This is a genomic window from Mycobacterium sp. AMU20-3851, assembly GCF_043974665.1.
Classification (GTDB): domain Bacteria; phylum Actinomycetota; class Actinomycetes; order Mycobacteriales; family Mycobacteriaceae; genus Mycobacterium.
Genome location: NZ_CP146371.1, coordinates 342,554 through 359,395, shown reverse-complemented (window position 1 = coordinate 359,395; position 16,842 = coordinate 342,554). Strand labels below are relative to the sequence as shown.

The window sequence follows — 16,842 nt, the reverse complement described above, 5'->3', positions numbered from 1 at the left end:
TCGGTGGGAAGCGCTCGTGTCAGACGCCGCAGTGCGCCCGGGCCGCGGTACCGAGCGCCCGGTCACCGCGCCGGTAGAGCAGCCGTCCCACGATCAGCAGCACCACGCTGAACAGCAGGAAACCGATGTCCCAGACCAGCGGGGCGCCGAGGTCGTCGCGGACGTGATGGACCTGCAGGATGTGGTGGTCGATCACCCCTTCGACCAGGTTGAAGGTCGCCCACCCCATCAGCAACAGACCAAAATGAAACGACCAGTTCGGTGCGAGACGGCCCTGCCGCCAACTGATGACGGTCATGATGGTGCCGGCCCACACCAGCAGCCAGGTCGCCACGTGGAAGATGCCGTCGGCGAGCACGTTGACTTCCAGTCCGGCCAGCGTGTCGGTCGGATAGTCCTCCACATGGCTGACCATGTGGTGCCATTGCAGAATCTCGTGCAGCACAATGCCGTCGATGAACCCGCCGAAGCCGAGGCCCAGCAGTAGCGCGGGCAGCACGCTGGGCTTCTGCAGCGGCGCGGATCGCTCACTCGTCTCACCGGCCATGCCAGGGGGCTACCCGCCCACCGGCCGACGAAACGAAGCGTAACGACGTCAGCCCACCGCGACCAACGCCTGGGCCAGCCGCTGCACGTCCTCCACCCCGCCGTCCACATGCGGGGACACCCGCAGCACGGCTCCGTCCATCTCACCGGGGGCACGCTCCACCTCGCATGCGGTGGTGACGATCTGATGCTCGGCGATCAGCTTGGCGCGCACGGCTGTCGGGCCGGCCCCGTTGGTCGGCCGCAACGTGGTGAGCGCGCTGGGCTCGTCGAGCGGCTCGATCACCTGCCAGCCCGGCACCTCGGCCAGCACCGTCCGGGTCAACCGCCCCACCTCGGCCAGTCGCGCCCGCACCTCGGCCGGACCGGCGGCAAGGTGTTCACCGAGTGCCAGCGAAAATCCCAGCCGGGCACTGATATTGGCCTCGCGCATCTCCAGCGGTGCCCATCGCGGCTCCAGCCGGCCGTACACCTCGGGACGCACCGCCAGCGCGCCGACACCTCGCGGACCGGCCAGCCACTTCCGCGACGAGGTGTACAGCACGTCGGCTCCCACCGCACAGTCCACATGCCCCAGGCCCTGCGCCGCGTCCACCACCAGCGGCAGACCGAGCGCACGGCACACCGGCGCGAACTCCGTCAACGGCTGCACGATCCCCCGGTGGCTGGCCAGCACGGTCAGATGCACCAATGCCGGCGGATCGGCCTCCAGTACCGCGGTGGCCTCCGCCACCCGCAGCCGGCCCATCTCGTCCGCCGGCAGCGTCCGCACCTGGAAACCGTTGGCCGCCAGCATCATCAGATTGGGCCCGTACTCCCCGGGCAGACACGCCACCGTGCGCGGACCCGTCCAGCTGTTCAGGAGCAGATCCAGCGCATGGTTGGAGCCCGTGGTGTACACGACCTCGGCGTCCGGCATCCCGGCCAGTGCCCGCACCGCGGCCCGGCCGGCATCCAACGCCGGTGCCGCCGCCTCGCCGGCGACATAGCCACCGACCTCGGCCTCATGCCGGGCGTGCTGAGCACCCGCCTCGATCACCGCAGTGCTCTGCCGCGAACACGCCGCACTATCCAGGTGCACACCGGCCACCGGAACCCGCGCCGCTCGCCACTGCTCGGCGAGGCTCATTTCACCGCCAGCGAGAGACCGAAATCGTTTGCGTCATCGCACCACCAGTGGGTCCTGCGCAAACCGGCGGCCGCCAATTCCGCGGCCACGCCCTCGGGGCGGAACTTGCAGGACACTTCGGTCAGCATTTCCTCCCCCGCCGCGAAGTCCACCGTGAGGCCGAGACCGCCGATCCGGACCCGCTGGTCTGCAGTGGATCTCAGCCACATCTCGATGCGCTCCTCGGCTGCATTCCACCGCGCGACATGGTCGAACTTCTCCAGGTCGAACGTGGCACCGAGCTCGCGGTTCACCACCGACAAAACGTTGCGGTTGAAGGCTGCGGTCACCCCGGCACTGTCGTCGTACGCCCGGACCAGCCGGTCGACGTCCTTGACCAGGTCGGTGCCCAACAGCAGTGAATCTCCAGGCTGCATGGACCGAGCCAGCGCAGCAAGGAATTCCGCGCGCGGACCGGGTGTCAGGTTGCCGATGGTGGAGCCCAGGAAGACCACCATGCGGCGGCCGAGCTTGGGAATGGTGCCGAGATCATGCTCGAAGTCGCCGCACACCACCTCGATCTGCACGCCCGGATACTCCGCGTGCAGCGCGGCCGCTGCGTCGCGCAGCACGCTCGGATCGACGTCGAACGGGATGAACCGCCGCAGCGCTCCACTGTCCCTCATGGCGTCCAACAGCAGGCGGGTCTTCTCCGACGTGCCGCTGCCCAACTCGACGAGAGTGTCGGCGCCGGAGGCGGCCACGATGTCAGCGGCCCGCTCACGCAGGATGGACGCCTCGGTGCGGGTCGGGTAGTACTCGGGAAGCCGGGTGATCTGATCGAACAGGTCGCTACCGGTGGCGTCGTAGAACCACTTGGGCGGCAGCATCTTCGGAGTCTGCTGCAGGCCGTGCAGCACGTCACTACGCAGTGCTTGGGCCAGGTCCGATGCCGTACCGGTGGTCATCATGGTCCTTCCAGTGGAGTGAGCGTGAGATCCGCACCGGAGACCTCGACGAGATGCCGATCGGGGATGTCACGCCAGGACGGGTCGTCGTCGTACGGTTCGCTGGCCAGCACGATGCCGTCAGCTCGCTGCAGCGCGAACAGGGTGTCGCCCCATGTGGTCGCGAGCAGCCGGGAGCCGTTGCCGGCCAGGATGTTCAGTCGGGCACCGGGATCGCGCGCCCCGACCTCGACGATGGTCTCGCCGAGTGCGTCCAGTCCGCGCTCGAATATGTGCGCGGCGAGCACGGCGCTGTCGACCGTCGATTCGGCGCCGACCGCGGGTGCCAGGATGGCACGGTCGACGATTCCGTTGTGGGACAGCAACCATGTCCCGTCGCAAAACGGTGCCGATGCCGTGGGTTCGATGGGCATGCCGATGGTCGCCGACCGCACCGCGGCGACGACGCATCCACTGCGCAGTGCCGGTGCCACCGAGGCGAACGAGGCATCACCCCACAGCGGTTTGTCGCTGCGCCAGCGCCGAGGCCCGTCGGCCTTCTCCCCCGAGTCGCTGCGCTCCAGCGCCCAGGTGTCGAAGAACCCGACGCCCCATCCGTCGGCGTTGATGGTGCCGTGTTTCTGCCGGCGTGGGGAATACGACTGCACCAGAAGACCACTGGGCGGATCCAGCACCAGTGAAGACACGGTCACCGGCGCACCCAGCCAGCCCAGATGTCTACACATCCCAGGCCAACCGGACGCCGGAGAAGATCTGCCTGCGGATGGGGTGGTCCCAGTTACGGAAGCTCGGCCGCAGGATATCGCCGGCCACCGCCCAGGATCCGCCGCGTAGCACCCGGTAGTCCCCGGACCCGGCGCCGTCGAAGAACGGTTCGCTGTACCGGTCGTAGATCATCGGGGTGAACCCGGGCCAGGGTCGCAGCACCGATGTCGTCCATTCCCACACATCGCCCAGCATCTGCTCCACCCCGTAGGCCGAGGCCCCGGCCGGGTACGCGCCCACCGGCGCCGGGCGCAGCGCGTCACCGCCGAGATTGGCCCGTTCCCGGGTCGGTTGTTCTTCGCCCCAGGGGAATCGGCGACGGGTTGCGGTCACCGGGTCCCATGCGCACGCTTTCTCCCACTCGATCTCGGTGGGCAGCCGGGCACCGGACCAGGCGGCGAAGGCCTCGGCTTCGAAGTAGGTGACGTGCTGGACGGGCTCGTCGTCCGGGATGGCTTCGCGGTGACCGAAGCGGGTGCGACTGCCGTCGGCGTTCCAGAATGCCGGGGCGACCAGCCCGGCCTGTTCCCGGTGCGCCCAGCCCTGCTCCGACCACCACCGTGGCGTCCGGTAGCCACCGTCGGCGATGAACTCACGCCACTGCGCATTGGTGACCGGGACCCGCCCGATCCGGAACCCCTCGACGTGCACGGTGTGCGCGGGCCGTTCGTTGTCCAGCGAATAGGGCTCCTCGGAAGCGTTGACCCCCAACGTGAACGGACCGGCGGGAATCAGCACCGATGTACCGGCGACACCGGCCCGGCCGCCGGGAAGCGCGGTTCCCGCGCTGAGCAGCGGGGGGCCTGCCCGCAGGTTGAGTGCCTGCAGCATGGTCTCGTCGTGCTGATGCTCATGGGAGATCACCAAACCGAAGCGGAACAACGCCTCGTCACCGTCCGTACGATCCAGTACCTCGAGAGCTTTGTCCCGCACGGTCCGGCAGTAGATCCGGGCGTCGGCCGGCGGGAGCAACGGTAGGTCGACGCGACTTGCCCGGGAATGGACGAACGCGTCGTAGAGAGAGTCGATCTCGGGGGTGAGCAACCCGGGGGTAGTCGGATCGCCGTCGCGCAGCAGCCAGAATTCCTCCTGCTGGCCGATATGCGCGAGGTCCCACACCAGCGGGCTCATCAGCGGGTCGTACTGGCGGTGCAGTTCGGCGTCGTCGAAGTCGACGAGCGCCAGCGTGCGCTCCCGGGCACGGGTCAGTTCGGTGGCCAGCGCCTCCGGTGACGTCATCACTCGCCCTTCGCCAGCTGGGTCAGTGCCGCCGGTATGCCGTGTTCGACAACACGGTCGGTGAAGTCATCGCCCGGACAGCGTCCGGCCGCCACATCGGCGAGCAGCCGGTCCATCGCATCGGCGAGTTCGGGGGGAGCCTGCTCGGCCGCCGCGGATACGCATTGCACCGCGGCGGCACGCAGCCGCGGATCGGCGAGCCCGGCCCGCGCCGCGAGATCCCATTCGCCGGCCACCGGGGCCGTGGCCGCCGCGGCAATCTGCGCGGCTTCGGGCTGGTCCAGCAGGGTGACCAAGGTGAATGCCACCGCCGGCCAGATGGTGTCGGGCACGCTGTCGAGGTAGCGGATCTCCAGCCACCGACGCGGCCGTACCGGCGGGAACAGCGTGGTCAGGTGGTATTCGAGGTCGTCGTCGGTGGGCACCCGGCCACCCAACGGTGTGCGGCCCTCGGCCCAGTCCGCGAACGAGACCCACTGCGTCACGGGTACCGCCTCGGTACCGTTCACCAGCATCACCGGCGCCCGCAGCGCGTAATGCGCCCAGTCCGCGCCCGGATCGTCGCCGTCATCGCCCAGCACCGGGCCGCACCGGGCCGCATCGAGTTGGCCCCACACCCGCTGCCGCGAGCTGCGCCAGCCGGTGAAGTGTCCGCCCAGCAGCGGCGAATTCGCCGACAGGGCGATCATGGTCGGGCCCAGCGCATGTGCCAGACGTACCCGGTCGGCCCAGCCCGCGCGTGGGCCGGCCTCGATGTTGATCTGGATCGAGGCCGTGGAGGTCATCATGGCCGCGCCGGCCTCGGCACTGCCGGTGGCCGCGAAGAAGCGTTCCATCGCCCGGTAGCGGGCGCCGGGATTGACCCGCTGGGCGGGCCGCAGCGGGTCCGCCCCGAGCAGGACCAGACCGAGTCCGGATTGGAGGAAGTGTGCCTGCAGGACGGCCCGGTCGGCAGCCATCCCGCTGATCGCGGCGCCGGGCCCGTCCGCCGGTGGGCCGGAGAGTTCCACGGCGCCGCCGGGTTCGACGGTGATGACGCTGCCCCCGGGCAGGTCGGGCGCTGTGCAGATCACCTCGCGGAGTTCGTCCCAGCTCGGGCGGCGCTGCGGGTCGGCGATGTCGAAACAGTGCGCCTCGATTTCCAGGCCCACCTTGCCGACGGGCCCGTCACGTAGGCAGTTCGCTGCAACCCGCGCGGCGGCCTGGCCGGACGCGCACGTCACGTCCCATGTGGCGGTGGTGGTCATGCAAACCACTCCTCCCCGGCTCTGGACGCCACGAGCTCTCGGTATTCAATCTTCCAGACAGGTCCGACATATTCCCAAGGGTTTTGCGCGCCGTTATTGCCCGAGGGTGTTCTGCATGGCCCCGGCCAGTACGTTGACCGCGGGTCCGCCGTTGCCCGGTTGGCAGACTTTCGCTTGGAGCAGAACGTTTTCCCGCAACCGGGTCTGCGTGAAACACCGCCGGTCGGTGCCGCCCTCCTGTTTGACCCAGACGGCGTCGGTGGGGGTGGCGGCGCCGCCCGAGAACGTCCACACCTGGTTCACGAAATTGTCCAGATGCATGGTGGTGGTTTGGCCGGCGCATCCGCCGGTCCGGTCGGTCAAGCGGTGATAGGCCCGGGTCGCGGCGTCGTTCGTGGCGAAGACGCCGACGGCCTGTTTGACCAGGCGGGTGGAGTCGGTGGCCGAGGTCTGCGCCACCGCACCGTTGAAGGACGCCAGATCGGGGTCGGCGTACACATCGGGGAGTCCGATGTCGGCCCAGTTGTTGCAGGCCGGATTGTCCACGTAGAACCCTTGGACCGGGTTGGTGAACTGGGCCTCCCAGCGCAGCGGGCTCCCGACGATATTGCTGACCGAACCCTTGGGCAGCACCGCGTAATTGACGACACCGGGATCGGACGGGCGGGCCGAGGCCGGAGCGGCGAGGGTCAATACCACCCCTGAGGCCACCCCTACCCCGACGGCGAGTGCTGTCAGCCGCATGGCATCGATCATGCCAAAGCGGGCAAGCCCTCAGAACAGCGTCTGCGTGCAGTATGTACGGGCCGGCGCCGGATACGGCCAGGCGTAGGCGCCGCTGGCGGACGGACAGGCGGACTGGTCCCTGATCTCCAGGCGCTGGGTGATCTGCACCAGAACGCCCTCGTCGCGTTTGCCGCAGTCGGCCTTCTCCACCAGGCCGATCGGCATCTCCATCAGGTAGCAGTGGTTGGCCACCAGATTGGGCACCAGGCACAACCGTGCGGTCGACGGTTCGGCGTAGGCGGTGGGCAGATGCTGGTACTCGTTGGTCGGGCAGTCGCCGGTGGCATTCGTGGTGGACCCGACGGTGTAGCTGGGGTCCTGGGTGCAGGCCACCTCGACGGCGTGCGCCGGGTCCTGGGGCTGCGCATCACCCGCGTCGATGCCCCCTTCGATCTGCACGCAGTCGCCGACGGCGAACACGGCCCCCGCGGCCACGTCGGGTTGTGCACTGCGCAGTGCACAACCCGACAACGCCGCCATTACCACGAGTACTACGACAGACGCGGCAATGGTCGGCGCTCGGCGTGTCATGGTTAGCGACACTCTCACGAATGAGGTCAGAGTGCCAAGAGTTACGGCTGATTCAGGGGCGTGCGGGTGTGGTCGGCGGCTGCTGCGGCGCCTCCGGACCGCCGGGACCACCCTGGCCGGCCTGGCCGCCGAAGCCACCGGGGCCGCCCGGCCCACCCGGGAAGAAGGCGTGCGGCGGGCCCATCATGGGCGGGCCGCCACGGTGGAACATGGTGTTCGAACGGTCCGGGCCTCCGCGGTGGTGGCCGCCGCCGTCGGAGCTCTTGCCCAGGATGAAACCCGAGAAGAAGATCACGGCGACGATGAAGATCACGCCCGCAACGATGCCCACCCAGGCCGCGGCCTGGGTGACCCGGTTCGGGCGGGTGGGTTCGGGTGCTGCAGCAACGGCCACCGGTGTGGTGGTCGTGGTCGAGATGTCGGTCGGTTCGCTCATGTACTCATGATGCAGAGGTGCGGCAAGGTGGCAGCTAGCTACCGATTATGAATCAGCTGTGAATGGCCGCACCGCGTACTGGATCACCCGGTACGGCGTCCCGCCGCGCGGCGTGGTGTTCCACTGGCTGACGAAGACCCGCAGTTCCTCCAGCGTGGATGCCGGGGAGATGTAGCCGCCGTACGGCTGCGCCAGCCGGTTGTCGTGCGGCGCAGGCAGATCACTCGGGCGGTCGGGCCACGGGGCGCCCACCACCACCGTCGTCACCGGCGCCGAGCCGAGCTGGGTGGGGTCGTTGGCCACCCGCACCTCCATGTTGAGCGTGCTGGCGTTGAAGTACGACAGCACCGTCTTCCCGTCGATCTGGCGCACGCTCATCTCGCCCACCCGGTCCGCCCACAGCGGTGTCGGCCGGTGCCCCCACCCGTCCTGCGCCGACCAGCCCTGCCAGGCACCACGGTCCGGGAAGTCTTGCGGCGCCACTCGATACAGCGTGACAGACGCGGTGCGGTCGAAGCTGTCGGCCACGAGGTACACCCAGCCTCGCTCGGATTCCGGCGTGGGGACCGGGTCGTAGTAGCCGCTGATCTGGGACTGCCCGCCACCGGCGAAGTCGGCCGGCCGTTCCGATCCGGGCACGGTCAACCAATTGTCCTTTGCGGCATCGGCTTTCACCAATCGCGAGGAGGCCGGTTCCAGGTTGAACGTGGTGGTGACCAGCATGTAGTTCTCGCGGTTGATCGACACGACACCGGCTGGGAGCTGGGATGCGCCGGCCGGTGCGGGGTCGGCCAACAGTGGCGCTCGGGTACCCGAGACTCCGGTGACGCGGACACCGTCGGGCGCGGTGATCGAGTCGGGGTCCACGTGCAGCGCAACCGGCGAATACCAGCCTCCGTAGCCGACGCCCTGCCCGGCGAAGCTGTCTCCACACACCTGCAGCAGCCGGCTCGGGAACTCCATGAACTCGCAGAGGTCCGTCGCACCGATTCCGTAATCACCAGTCGCGGTGCCCGTTCCGGCTACCGGACCGAGCATGACGACCTGGCCCGGCGACAGGATCAGGTCCGCGTGGGCGGGATGGGCAGCCATCACCAACCCCGAGATCGACGAAATGGCGCACGCCACTCGCACTCTTGCGCCCAAACGTACGTTTCGGCGCACTGTCTTCAGAGTTGGGCGGCCAGCAGTTCGGCGATCTGAATGGTGTTCAGCGCGGCACCTTTTCGCAGGTTGTCGCCGGAGACGAACAGGGCCAGGCCGCGCCCACCGGGCACTCCCTCGTCCTGACGGATCCGGCCGACCAGCGAGTCGTCGGCCCCGGCGGCCGCCAGCGGCGTCGGGACATCCACCAGCGACACACCCGCGGCGCCGGCCAGGATCTCCTTGGCACGAGCGACCGAAAGCGGCTGGGAGAATTCGGCATTGATCGACAGCGAGTGCCCGGTGAACACCGGCACCCGCACGCAGGTGCCGCTCACCGCGAGCTCCGGGATACCCAGGATCTTGCGGCTTTCGTTGCGCAGCTTCTGGTCTTCGTCGGTCTCGCCGGAGCCGTCCTCGACCAGCGAACCGGCCAACGGCACCACATTGAAGGCGATGGGCGCGACGTACTTGACCGGCGCCGGGTAGTCCAGCGCCGAACCGTTGTGCACCAGTTGCTCGGCCTCGTCGATGACGGCGCGGGCCTGGGTGGCCAGCTCCTCGACGCCGGCCAGTCCGGTGCCGGACACGGCCTGGTAGCTCGAGACGATCAGGCGGGTCAGCCCGGCCTCGTCGTGCAGCGGCTTGAGCACCGGCATGGCGGCCATGGTGGTGCAGTTCGGGTTGGCGATGATGCCCTTCTTCAGCTGGACACCGCGCACGTCCCGGTCGAAGTTCACCTCGCTGACCACCAGCGGGACCTCGGGGTCCTTGCGCCAGGCCGAGGAGTTGTCCACGACGACGGCACCGGCAGCGGCGAACCGCGGCGCCTGCACCCGCGACATGGTCGCACCGGCGGAGAACAGGGCGATGTCCAGCCCGGTCGGGTCGGCGGTCTCGGCGTTCTCGACCTCGATCTCCTGGCCGCGGAAGGTCAGCTTCTTGCCCTCCGAGCGCGGGGAGGCGAAGAACCGCACCGAGCTCGCCGGGAAGTTCCGCTCTTCGAGCAGGGTCCGCATGACCTGGCCGACCTGGCCGGTCGCGCCGACGACACCGATCACAACCATTTACTTCCCCCGTCGCTTCGCTCGCCCCACGATCTAGATCCCGCTTCCGGCGTAGACGACGGCCTCTTCCTCGCCACCCAGCCCGAAGGCCTCGTGCAGCGCGGAGACCGCCACGTCCAGATCGGTGTCCTTGACCAGCACCGAAATCCGGATCTCCGAGGTGGAGATCAGGTCGATGTTGACACCGGCCTCGGCCAGCGTCTCGCAGAACTTGGCGGTGACGCCGGGGTGGCTGCGCATGCCGGCACCCACCAGCGACACCTTGCCGATGTGATCGTCGTAGAGCACCTGGGTGAAGCCGATGTCGCTCTGCAACGAGGACAGTTTCTGCACGGCGCTCGGGCCGTTCTCCCGGGAGCAGGTGAAGGTGATGTCGGTCTTGCCGTCCTCCACCTTGGAGATGTTCTGCAGCACCATGTCGATGTTCACGTCGGCGTCGGCGACCGCGCGGAACACCTTGGCGGCGTACCCGGGTACGTCGGGCAGGCCGACGACGGTGACCTTCGCCTCGCTGCGATCGTGCGCAACTCCGGTCAGAATGGCGTCTTCCATGGGGATGTCCTCGATCGATCCGTTGACGATGGTGCCGGGCTTGTCCGAGTACGACGAGCGGACGTGTATCGGAACGTTGTACCGGCGGGCGTATTCCACGCAGCGCAGCATCAGCACTTTCGCGCCGCAGGCGGCCATCTCCAGCATCTCCTCGAAGGAGACGTGGTCCAGGTGGCGGGCGTTGGGCACGATGCGCGGGTCGGCGGTGAAGATGCCGTCGACATCGGTGTAGATCTCGCAGACGTCGGCGTTCAGCGCAGCGGCCAGGGCGACGGCGGTGGTATCCGAGCCGCCGCGGCCCATGGTGGTGACGTCCCTGCTGTCCTGGCTGACGCCCTGGAAACCGGCGACCAGCACGATGACGCCTTCGTCCAGCGCATCGCGCAGGCGGCCCGGGGTGACATCGATGATCTTGGCGTTGCCGTGCGTGCCGGTGGTGACGATGCCGGCCTGCGACCCGGTGAACGACCGGGCCTGGGCGCCCATCGACTCGATGGCCATCGCCACGAGCGCGTTGGAGATGCGCTCACCGGCGGTCAGCAGCATGTCCATCTCGCGGGCCGGCGGAGCCGGGGACACCTGGCGGGCCAGATCCAGCAGGTCGTCGGTGGTATCACCCATCGCCGAACAGACCACCACGACGTCATTGCCGGTTTTTTTGGTTTCCACGATGCGCTCGGCGACGCGTCGGATCCGGTCGGCGTCCGCCACCGAAGATCCGCCGTATTTCTGCACGACGAGCGCCACTGTAAACCTCTCAACCAGCCGGGGATGTCCCGACAAGGATACGGGGTGGGCGCATCCCGTTATTACCCACGCAGTCCGGGCTGGCCTTTACGAGACCGAAACAACACGAAGCGTTCACGTAACAGAAACACCGTTTACTACCAGTAATCACAGAGACGACCCCGTGTGGCTGATGAAGTTTCATAACGTGATACATTGATTCCCATTAGGAGACAGGATGACGACCGACCTCGCGACCCTGGCTGAACAATCAGGTACCAAGTTCATCCTCGCCCTGTTCGTCGATCTGCGCGGAAAGCCCTGCGCCAAACTCGTTCCCGTCGAAGCCGTCGACCAGCTCGCCACCGAGGGCGTCGGTTTCGCCGGCTACGCGGTCGGCGCCATGGGGCAGCAACCCAAGGATCCCGACCTCATCGCCATCCCAGATCCCGCGTCGTTCACCCCGATCCCGTTCCTCAAGGAGGGGCTCGCGCTGGTGCATTGCGATCCGCATGTGGAGGGCAAGCCGTGGCCATTCGCGCCGCGGGTCATCCTCAAGAACCTGATCCAGCAGGCGGCCGATGCCGGATTCGAGCCGTGGGTCGGGGCCGAGGTGGAGTACTTCCTGCTGCGCCGGGCGGCCGACGGCAGCCTCGTCACCGCCGACGCGGACGACACCGCCAGCCAGCCCTGCTACGACGCCCGCGGCGTCACCCGGATGTATGAACACCTGACCGCCATATCCACGGCGATGAACGCCCTCGGTTGGTCCAACTACGCCAACGACCACGAGGACGGCAACGGCCAGTTCGAGCAGAACTTCCAATTCGCCGAGGCGCTGGTCACCGCCGACCGGGTGATCACCCTGCGCTACCTGCTGTCCATGATCGCCGCCGAACGCAATATGGTCGCCACCTTCATGCCCAAGCCGTTCGCCGACCGGACCGGCAACGGCTTGCACTTCCACCTGTCGCTGACCAGCGGCGGCACCCCGGTGTTCCCGTCCGATTCCGATGACCGCGGCCTCGGGCTGTCCGAGACCGCGTACGCGTTCATCGGCGGCGTCCTCGAACACGCCTGTGCGCTGCAGGCCGTCATCGCGCCAACGGTGAACTCCTACAAGCGGACCGGTGCCATCAGCACCGCATCGGGTGCGTCCTGGGCACCCCGCAAGCCGAGCTACGGCGGCAACGACCGCACGCATTACATCCGGGTGCCCGACGACCAGCGCATCGAACTCCGCGGCGGCGACGGCTCCGCCAACCCCTATCTGGCCATCGCCGCGGCGCTCGGCGCCGGGCTGGACGGAGTCAAGCGCAGCGCCGATCCCGGAGCCGTCGGCAGCCAGGGTGACTCAACTCTGCCGCCCACGTTGCTGCATGCGATCGACGAGTTGGAGTCCGACACCGTGGTGCGCGGCGTGCTGGACGCGGCCGGTGAAGGCGTTGCCGACTACTTCGCCGGACTCAAGCGCGACGAGTTCTTCGCCTACCACGGCACCGTCGCGCCGTGGGAAGTCGACTCCTACCTGACGGCTTTCTAGAGAAAGGGCAACCACAAATATGTGCGGAATCGTGGGGTTACACCTACGCACGGAGCAGCTGTATCCCCGGCTGGGTGAGCTGCTCACCGGCATGCTGTGCGAGATGTCGGACCGCGGCGCCGACTCGGCGGGAATCGCGGTCTACGGGGATCCGACATGGTCACCGTCCGGACGCGGGTGCGTATCGGTCACCGACATCGCGAAGGCACCGGACCTCGGACCGGATGTCTCTGTGGTGCAGGTGGATTCGACCTATCTGCTGTCCGCGGACGAGCCGTCCGAGGATCTGCTGCAGCGTGTGCGAGCAGCGTACCCCGAGGCCTTGATCGCCGGGTTCGGTGCCGACCTCGCCGTCCTGAAGGGCGTCGGGCACCCTCGCGATCTCAGCGATGCCTGGGGACTGGCCAAGGCCCAGGGGTGGCAGGGGGTCGGTCACACCCGGATGGCCACCGAGTCCGCGGTGACGCCGTCGGGCTGCCACCCCTACACCGTGGGCCCCCAACAATGCCTGGTGCACAACGGATCCTTCTCCAACCATGCGACCATCCGCCGTGACCTGCGGCGCGACGGTGTGAGCTTCGACAGCGAGAACGACACCGAGGTGGGCGCCCGGTTCGTGGCCCGACAACTGGCCGCAGGCCGCGATGTGGAGACGGCTTTGAAGGAACTCTGCGCGACGTTTGACGGCTTCTACACGCTGCTGGTGTCCAACCACGACTCCTTCGCCGTGGTCCGCGACGCCATCGCGTGCAAGCCGGCGGTGATCGCCGAAACCACCGACTGGGTGGCGATGGCGAGCGAGTACCGCGCGCTCGCCGGACTGCCCGGCGTCGAATCCGCCAAGATCTGGGAACCCGAACCGGAGGTCGTTTACGCATGGACACGCTGAAGCGGCGGGCTGGAGCGCAGCGACCCGGGGATGTCACTGTGTGGGACCTGCGCAGCACTGCCCTGCGTGAGGTGAATACCGCTCTGCACCAAGCCGATCTGGGTGGGGACTTCGTCATCGAACATCCCGACGGCGCCCACAATGTGGCCGTCGGGGTGAACGCGCCCGTGCGGGTGCGGGTCGAGGGCCATGTCGGGTACTACGCGGCCGGGATGAACCAGCAGGCCGACATCGTGATCGACGGCAATGCCGGCACCGGTGTCGCCGAGAACATGATGAGCGGCACGGTGCGTGTCACCGGCAATGCCTCGCAGTCCGCGGGAGCCACCGCCCACGGCGGGCTGCTCGTCATCGAAGGCGATGCCGCGGCACGCTGCGGTATCTCGATGAAGGGTGTCGACATCGTGGTCGGCGGCAGCATCGGCCATATGAGCGCATTCATGGCCCAAGCCGGCCGTCTGGTGGTGCGTGGCGATGCCGGTGAGGCACTGGGCGACTCGATCTATGAGGCGCGCATCTACGTGCGCGGTGCGGTGAGCTCGCTGGGCGCCGACTGCGTCAAGAAGGACATGCGGGCCGAGCATCACGCGGAGTTGGCCGAACTCCTCTCTGCAGCAGGGTATTCCGACGACACCACGGAGTACACCCGATACGGATCGGCCCGCAGCCTCTACCACTTCCACGTCGACAACTCCGGGAGTTACTGATGACCTCGACTGATGACCGGGCCCGGCTGGGCCTGCGCGAATCGGCGACCTTCGACCGGACCACCATCGCCGCCATCCAGCGAGCAGCCGAAACCGGTATCTACGACATCCGCGGCTGGGGCGCCAAGCGGGCCCTTCCCCACTTCGATGACCTGCTGTTCCTCGGCGCATCGATGTCGCGGTACCCGCTGGAGGGATACCGCGAACGCTGCGGCACCGACGTGATCCTCGGCGGACGCAACGCCAAACACCCTCTGCACCTGGATATCCCGGTCACCATCGCCGGCATGAGCTTCGGCGCACTGTCCGGCCCGGCCAAGGAGGCACTCGGACGCGGAGCGAGCGAGGCCGGCACCTCGACCACCACCGGAGACGGTGGGATGACGCCCGAGGAACGCGGCCAGAGCAAGCACCTGGTCTACCAGTACCTTCCCTCCCGGTACGGCATGAATCCCGATGACCTGCGCAAAGCCGATGCCATCGAGATCGTGCTCGGACAGGGCGCCAAGCCAGGTGGCGGCGGAATGCTGCTGGGGCAGAAGATCTCTGCGCGGGTCGCCGGGATGCGCACGCTGCCCGAGGGTATCGATCAGCGCAGTGCGTGCCGCCATCCGGACTGGACCGGACCCGATGATCTGACCATCAAGATCAACGAGTTGCGGGAGATCACCGACTGGGAGAAGCCGATCTACGTCAAGGTCGGCGCCACCCGCACCTACTACGACGTGAAGTTGGCCGTGCACGCCGGCGCCGACGTGGTGGTGGTCGACGGCATGCAGGGCGGCACCGCTGCCACCCAGGAGGTGTTCATCGAACACGTCGGCATTCCGACCCTGGCCGCCATCCCGCAGGCGGTGCAGGCACTGCAGGAACTCGGCGTGCACCGCGCCGGGGCGAGCACAGCGACGGGTAAAAGCAAGGGGGTGCAGCTCATCGTGTCCGGCGGTATCCGTAACGGTGCCGACGTCGCCAAGGCACTGGCACTGGGCGCCGATGCTGTCGCGATCGGCACGGCCGCGTTGATCGCGTTGGGCGACAACCATCCTCGCTACGAGGCCGAATACCAGAAGCTGGGTAGCGCGGCCGGGTTCTACGACGACTTCCAGGACGGCCGTGATCCCTCCGGGATCAGCACCCAGGATCCGGAACTGTCGTCGCGCTTCGACCCGATCGAGGGTGGCCGGCGGCTGGCCAACTTCCTGCGGGTGCTGACCATGGAGGCCCAGACCATCGCTCGGGCATGCGGGAAGGCTCACGTCACCCATTTGGAGCCCGAGGACCTGGTCGCCATCACCATCGAGGCGGCCGCCATGGCGCGGGTTCCGCTGGCCGGCACGAGTTGGATCCCGGGCCAGTGAGCGAGACCGCGGACGTCGTCATCGTCGGCGGCGGGCTGGAAGGCACCGCCACGGCGTGGGCGCTGAGCCAGCGTGGCATCACCGATGTCTTTGTGGCCGAACGCAGTACCGTCGGATCCGGGATGACCGGTAAGTCCAGCGGGATCGTGCGCTGCCACTACGGGGTCAGCTCGCTGGCCGCCATGGCGACCTCTAGCCTCGACGTCTTCGAGAAGCCGGAGCAGTTCCTCGGCGAACACGCCACCGATATCGGTTTCCGCCAGACCGGCTACGTGGTCGGGGTGGGGGAACCCAACGTGGGAGCACTGCGCAACAGCCTGGCCGCACAACGCGAGGTCGGTGTGCAGACCGAGGAGATCGGTGTCGACGAGGTCGCGAAGATGTGGCCGCATGCCGACCTAACCCCGTTCGCGGCGTTCGGTTGGGAAGCCCGCGGTGGATACGGCGATGCTTATCAGACCGCGCAGGCCTTCGCCATCTCGGCCCGGAATGCCGGTGTGCGGGTGCGTCAAAGCTGCGATGTCACAGACCTGGTCGTCACCGGCGACAGGGTGACCGGCGTTCGACTGGTCGACGGCACCGAGGTGTCGGCGGAGACGGTCGTCGTCGCCACCGGTGTCTGGACCCAACCGTTTCTGGCTCGGTACGGCATCGACGTGCCCGTGTCGGTGCACCGCGAGCAGATCGTGATGCTCTCGCCCGGACTCGAACTCGGACCGGTGCCGGTGTTCTCCGACCTGGTGTCACTGCAGTATGTACGCCCGGATGTGAATTCCGAGATCCTGTTCGGCAACTCCGATCTCGCCGAGTTGGAGATCGCCGACCCTGATCACTACCTCAACCGTGCCGACGAGGCATTCATCGATCTGACGGTGGACAAGATCAGCACCCGGTTCCCGGGCTTCACCGATGCGGCGATCACGACGAGCTACGCGGGCTGTTACGACGTCACGCCGGACTGGAACCCGGTGATCTCGCAGACCGGCATGGAGGGCCTCGTCGTGGCGGCGGGTTTCAGCGGGCACGGATTCAAGATCGCCCCGGCGGTGGGCAGACTGGTCGCCGACCTGGTGATCGAGGGCCGAAGCTCCGACCCGCGGATACCCGAGTCGGACTTCCGGTTGTCCCGGTTTGCCGAGGGCGACCTGCTCAAGAGCCCCTTCCCTTATGTCGGGGCCGGCGAGATGCGCTGACCTGGGCGCACAACCCGAGGGCAGATGCACTTTGGAAA

17 protein-coding genes are annotated in these 16,842 nt (G+C 67.8%); 5 read left to right on the top strand and 12 right to left on the bottom strand.

Annotated features, from left to right (window positions below; genetic code table 11):
- Nucleotides 1–19: 19 nt before the first annotated feature.
- The 12 genes from V4U86_RS01755 to V4U86_RS01700 form a co-directional block, all read right to left on the bottom strand.
- Nucleotides 20–547: a DUF2243 domain-containing protein gene (locus tag V4U86_RS01755; protein WP_395309590.1), complete on the bottom strand. Its 528-nt coding sequence runs from the start codon at nt 545–547 to the stop codon at nt 20–22.
- A gap of 48 nt (nt 548–595) precedes the next feature.
- On the bottom strand, nt 596–1,675 hold the full coding sequence (egtE, locus tag V4U86_RS01750; protein WP_395309589.1) for an ergothioneine biosynthesis PLP-dependent enzyme EgtE: 1,080 nt from the start codon (nt 1,673–1,675) through the stop codon (nt 596–598).
- On the bottom strand, nt 1,672–2,622 hold the full coding sequence (gene egtD, locus V4U86_RS01745; protein WP_395309588.1) for an L-histidine N(alpha)-methyltransferase: 951 nt from the start codon (nt 2,620–2,622) through the stop codon (nt 1,672–1,674). Before egtD ends, egtE begins: the two co-directional genes overlap by 4 nt.
- A complete protein-coding gene (gene egtC, locus V4U86_RS01740) occupies nt 2,622–3,347 on the bottom strand; it encodes an ergothioneine biosynthesis protein EgtC (RefSeq protein WP_395309587.1) in 726 nt (241 codons plus the stop codon). The genes egtD and egtC overlap by 1 nt, the downstream gene beginning before the upstream one ends.
- Nucleotides 3,340–4,626, bottom strand: a complete 1,287-nt coding sequence (egtB, locus tag V4U86_RS01735) for an ergothioneine biosynthesis protein EgtB (RefSeq protein ID WP_395309586.1) — start codon at nt 4,624–4,626, stop codon at nt 3,340–3,342. The genes egtC and egtB overlap by 8 nt, the downstream gene beginning before the upstream one ends.
- On the bottom strand, nt 4,626–5,873 hold the full coding sequence (gene egtA / locus V4U86_RS01730; RefSeq protein ID WP_395309585.1) for an ergothioneine biosynthesis glutamate--cysteine ligase EgtA: 1,248 nt from the start codon (nt 5,871–5,873) through the stop codon (nt 4,626–4,628). Before egtA ends, egtB begins: the two co-directional genes overlap by 1 nt.
- Nucleotides 5,874–5,966: 93 nt before the next feature.
- Nucleotides 5,967–6,617, bottom strand: a complete 651-nt coding sequence (locus V4U86_RS01725) for a sensor domain-containing protein (RefSeq protein ID WP_395309584.1) — start codon at nt 6,615–6,617, stop codon at nt 5,967–5,969.
- A gap of 30 nt (nt 6,618–6,647) precedes the next feature.
- A complete protein-coding gene (locus V4U86_RS01720; protein ID WP_395309583.1) occupies nt 6,648–7,139 on the bottom strand; it encodes a hypothetical protein in 492 nt (163 codons plus the stop codon).
- Nucleotides 7,140–7,242: 103 nt separating this feature from the next.
- Nucleotides 7,243–7,626, bottom strand: coding sequence for a hypothetical protein (locus V4U86_RS01715; protein ID WP_395309582.1), 384 nt, complete (start codon nt 7,624–7,626; stop codon nt 7,243–7,245).
- A gap of 45 nt (nt 7,627–7,671) precedes the next feature.
- Complete coding sequence (locus tag V4U86_RS01710; RefSeq protein ID WP_395309581.1) at nt 7,672–8,718, bottom strand: DUF4185 domain-containing protein; 1,047 nt, start codon at nt 8,716–8,718, stop codon at nt 7,672–7,674.
- Nucleotides 8,719–8,795: 77 nt separating this feature from the next.
- Nucleotides 8,796–9,836, bottom strand: a complete 1,041-nt coding sequence (locus V4U86_RS01705; protein ID WP_395309580.1) for an aspartate-semialdehyde dehydrogenase — start codon at nt 9,834–9,836, stop codon at nt 8,796–8,798.
- Between the two features lie 33 nt (nt 9,837–9,869).
- Nucleotides 9,870–11,135 (bottom strand): aspartate kinase, encoded by a 1,266-nt coding sequence (locus V4U86_RS01700; RefSeq protein WP_395309579.1) that lies wholly within the window; start codon nt 11,133–11,135, stop codon nt 9,870–9,872.
- A 217-nt stretch (nt 11,136–11,352) separates the two neighbouring features.
- Between V4U86_RS01700 and glnT the strand changes: the two genes are divergently transcribed.
- From glnT to V4U86_RS01675, 5 genes are read left to right on the top strand one after another with little or no spacing between them, the layout of a single operon-like run.
- Nucleotides 11,353–12,657, top strand: a complete 1,305-nt coding sequence (gene glnT, locus V4U86_RS01695) for a type III glutamate--ammonia ligase (RefSeq protein ID WP_395309578.1) — start codon at nt 11,353–11,355, stop codon at nt 12,655–12,657.
- 19 nt (nt 12,658–12,676) lie between these two features.
- Nucleotides 12,677–13,546 (top strand): glutamine amidotransferase, encoded by an 870-nt coding sequence (locus V4U86_RS01690; protein ID WP_395309577.1) that lies wholly within the window; start codon nt 12,677–12,679, stop codon nt 13,544–13,546.
- The gene (locus V4U86_RS01685) at nt 13,534–14,253 is read left to right on the top strand and encodes a protein glxC (protein ID WP_395309576.1); all 720 of its coding nucleotides are present in this window, start codon (nt 13,534–13,536) and stop codon (nt 14,251–14,253) included. Before V4U86_RS01690 ends, V4U86_RS01685 begins: the two co-directional genes overlap by 13 nt.
- Entirely contained in the window at nt 14,253–15,611 is a 1,359-nt protein-coding gene (locus V4U86_RS01680) for an FMN-binding glutamate synthase family protein (RefSeq protein WP_395309575.1), read from the top strand. Before V4U86_RS01685 ends, V4U86_RS01680 begins: the two co-directional genes overlap by 1 nt.
- Nucleotides 15,608–16,804 (top strand): NAD(P)/FAD-dependent oxidoreductase, encoded by a 1,197-nt coding sequence (locus tag V4U86_RS01675; protein ID WP_395309574.1) that lies wholly within the window; start codon nt 15,608–15,610, stop codon nt 16,802–16,804. The genes V4U86_RS01680 and V4U86_RS01675 overlap by 4 nt, the downstream gene beginning before the upstream one ends.
- The last annotated feature ends 38 nt before the right edge of the window (nt 16,805–16,842 follow it).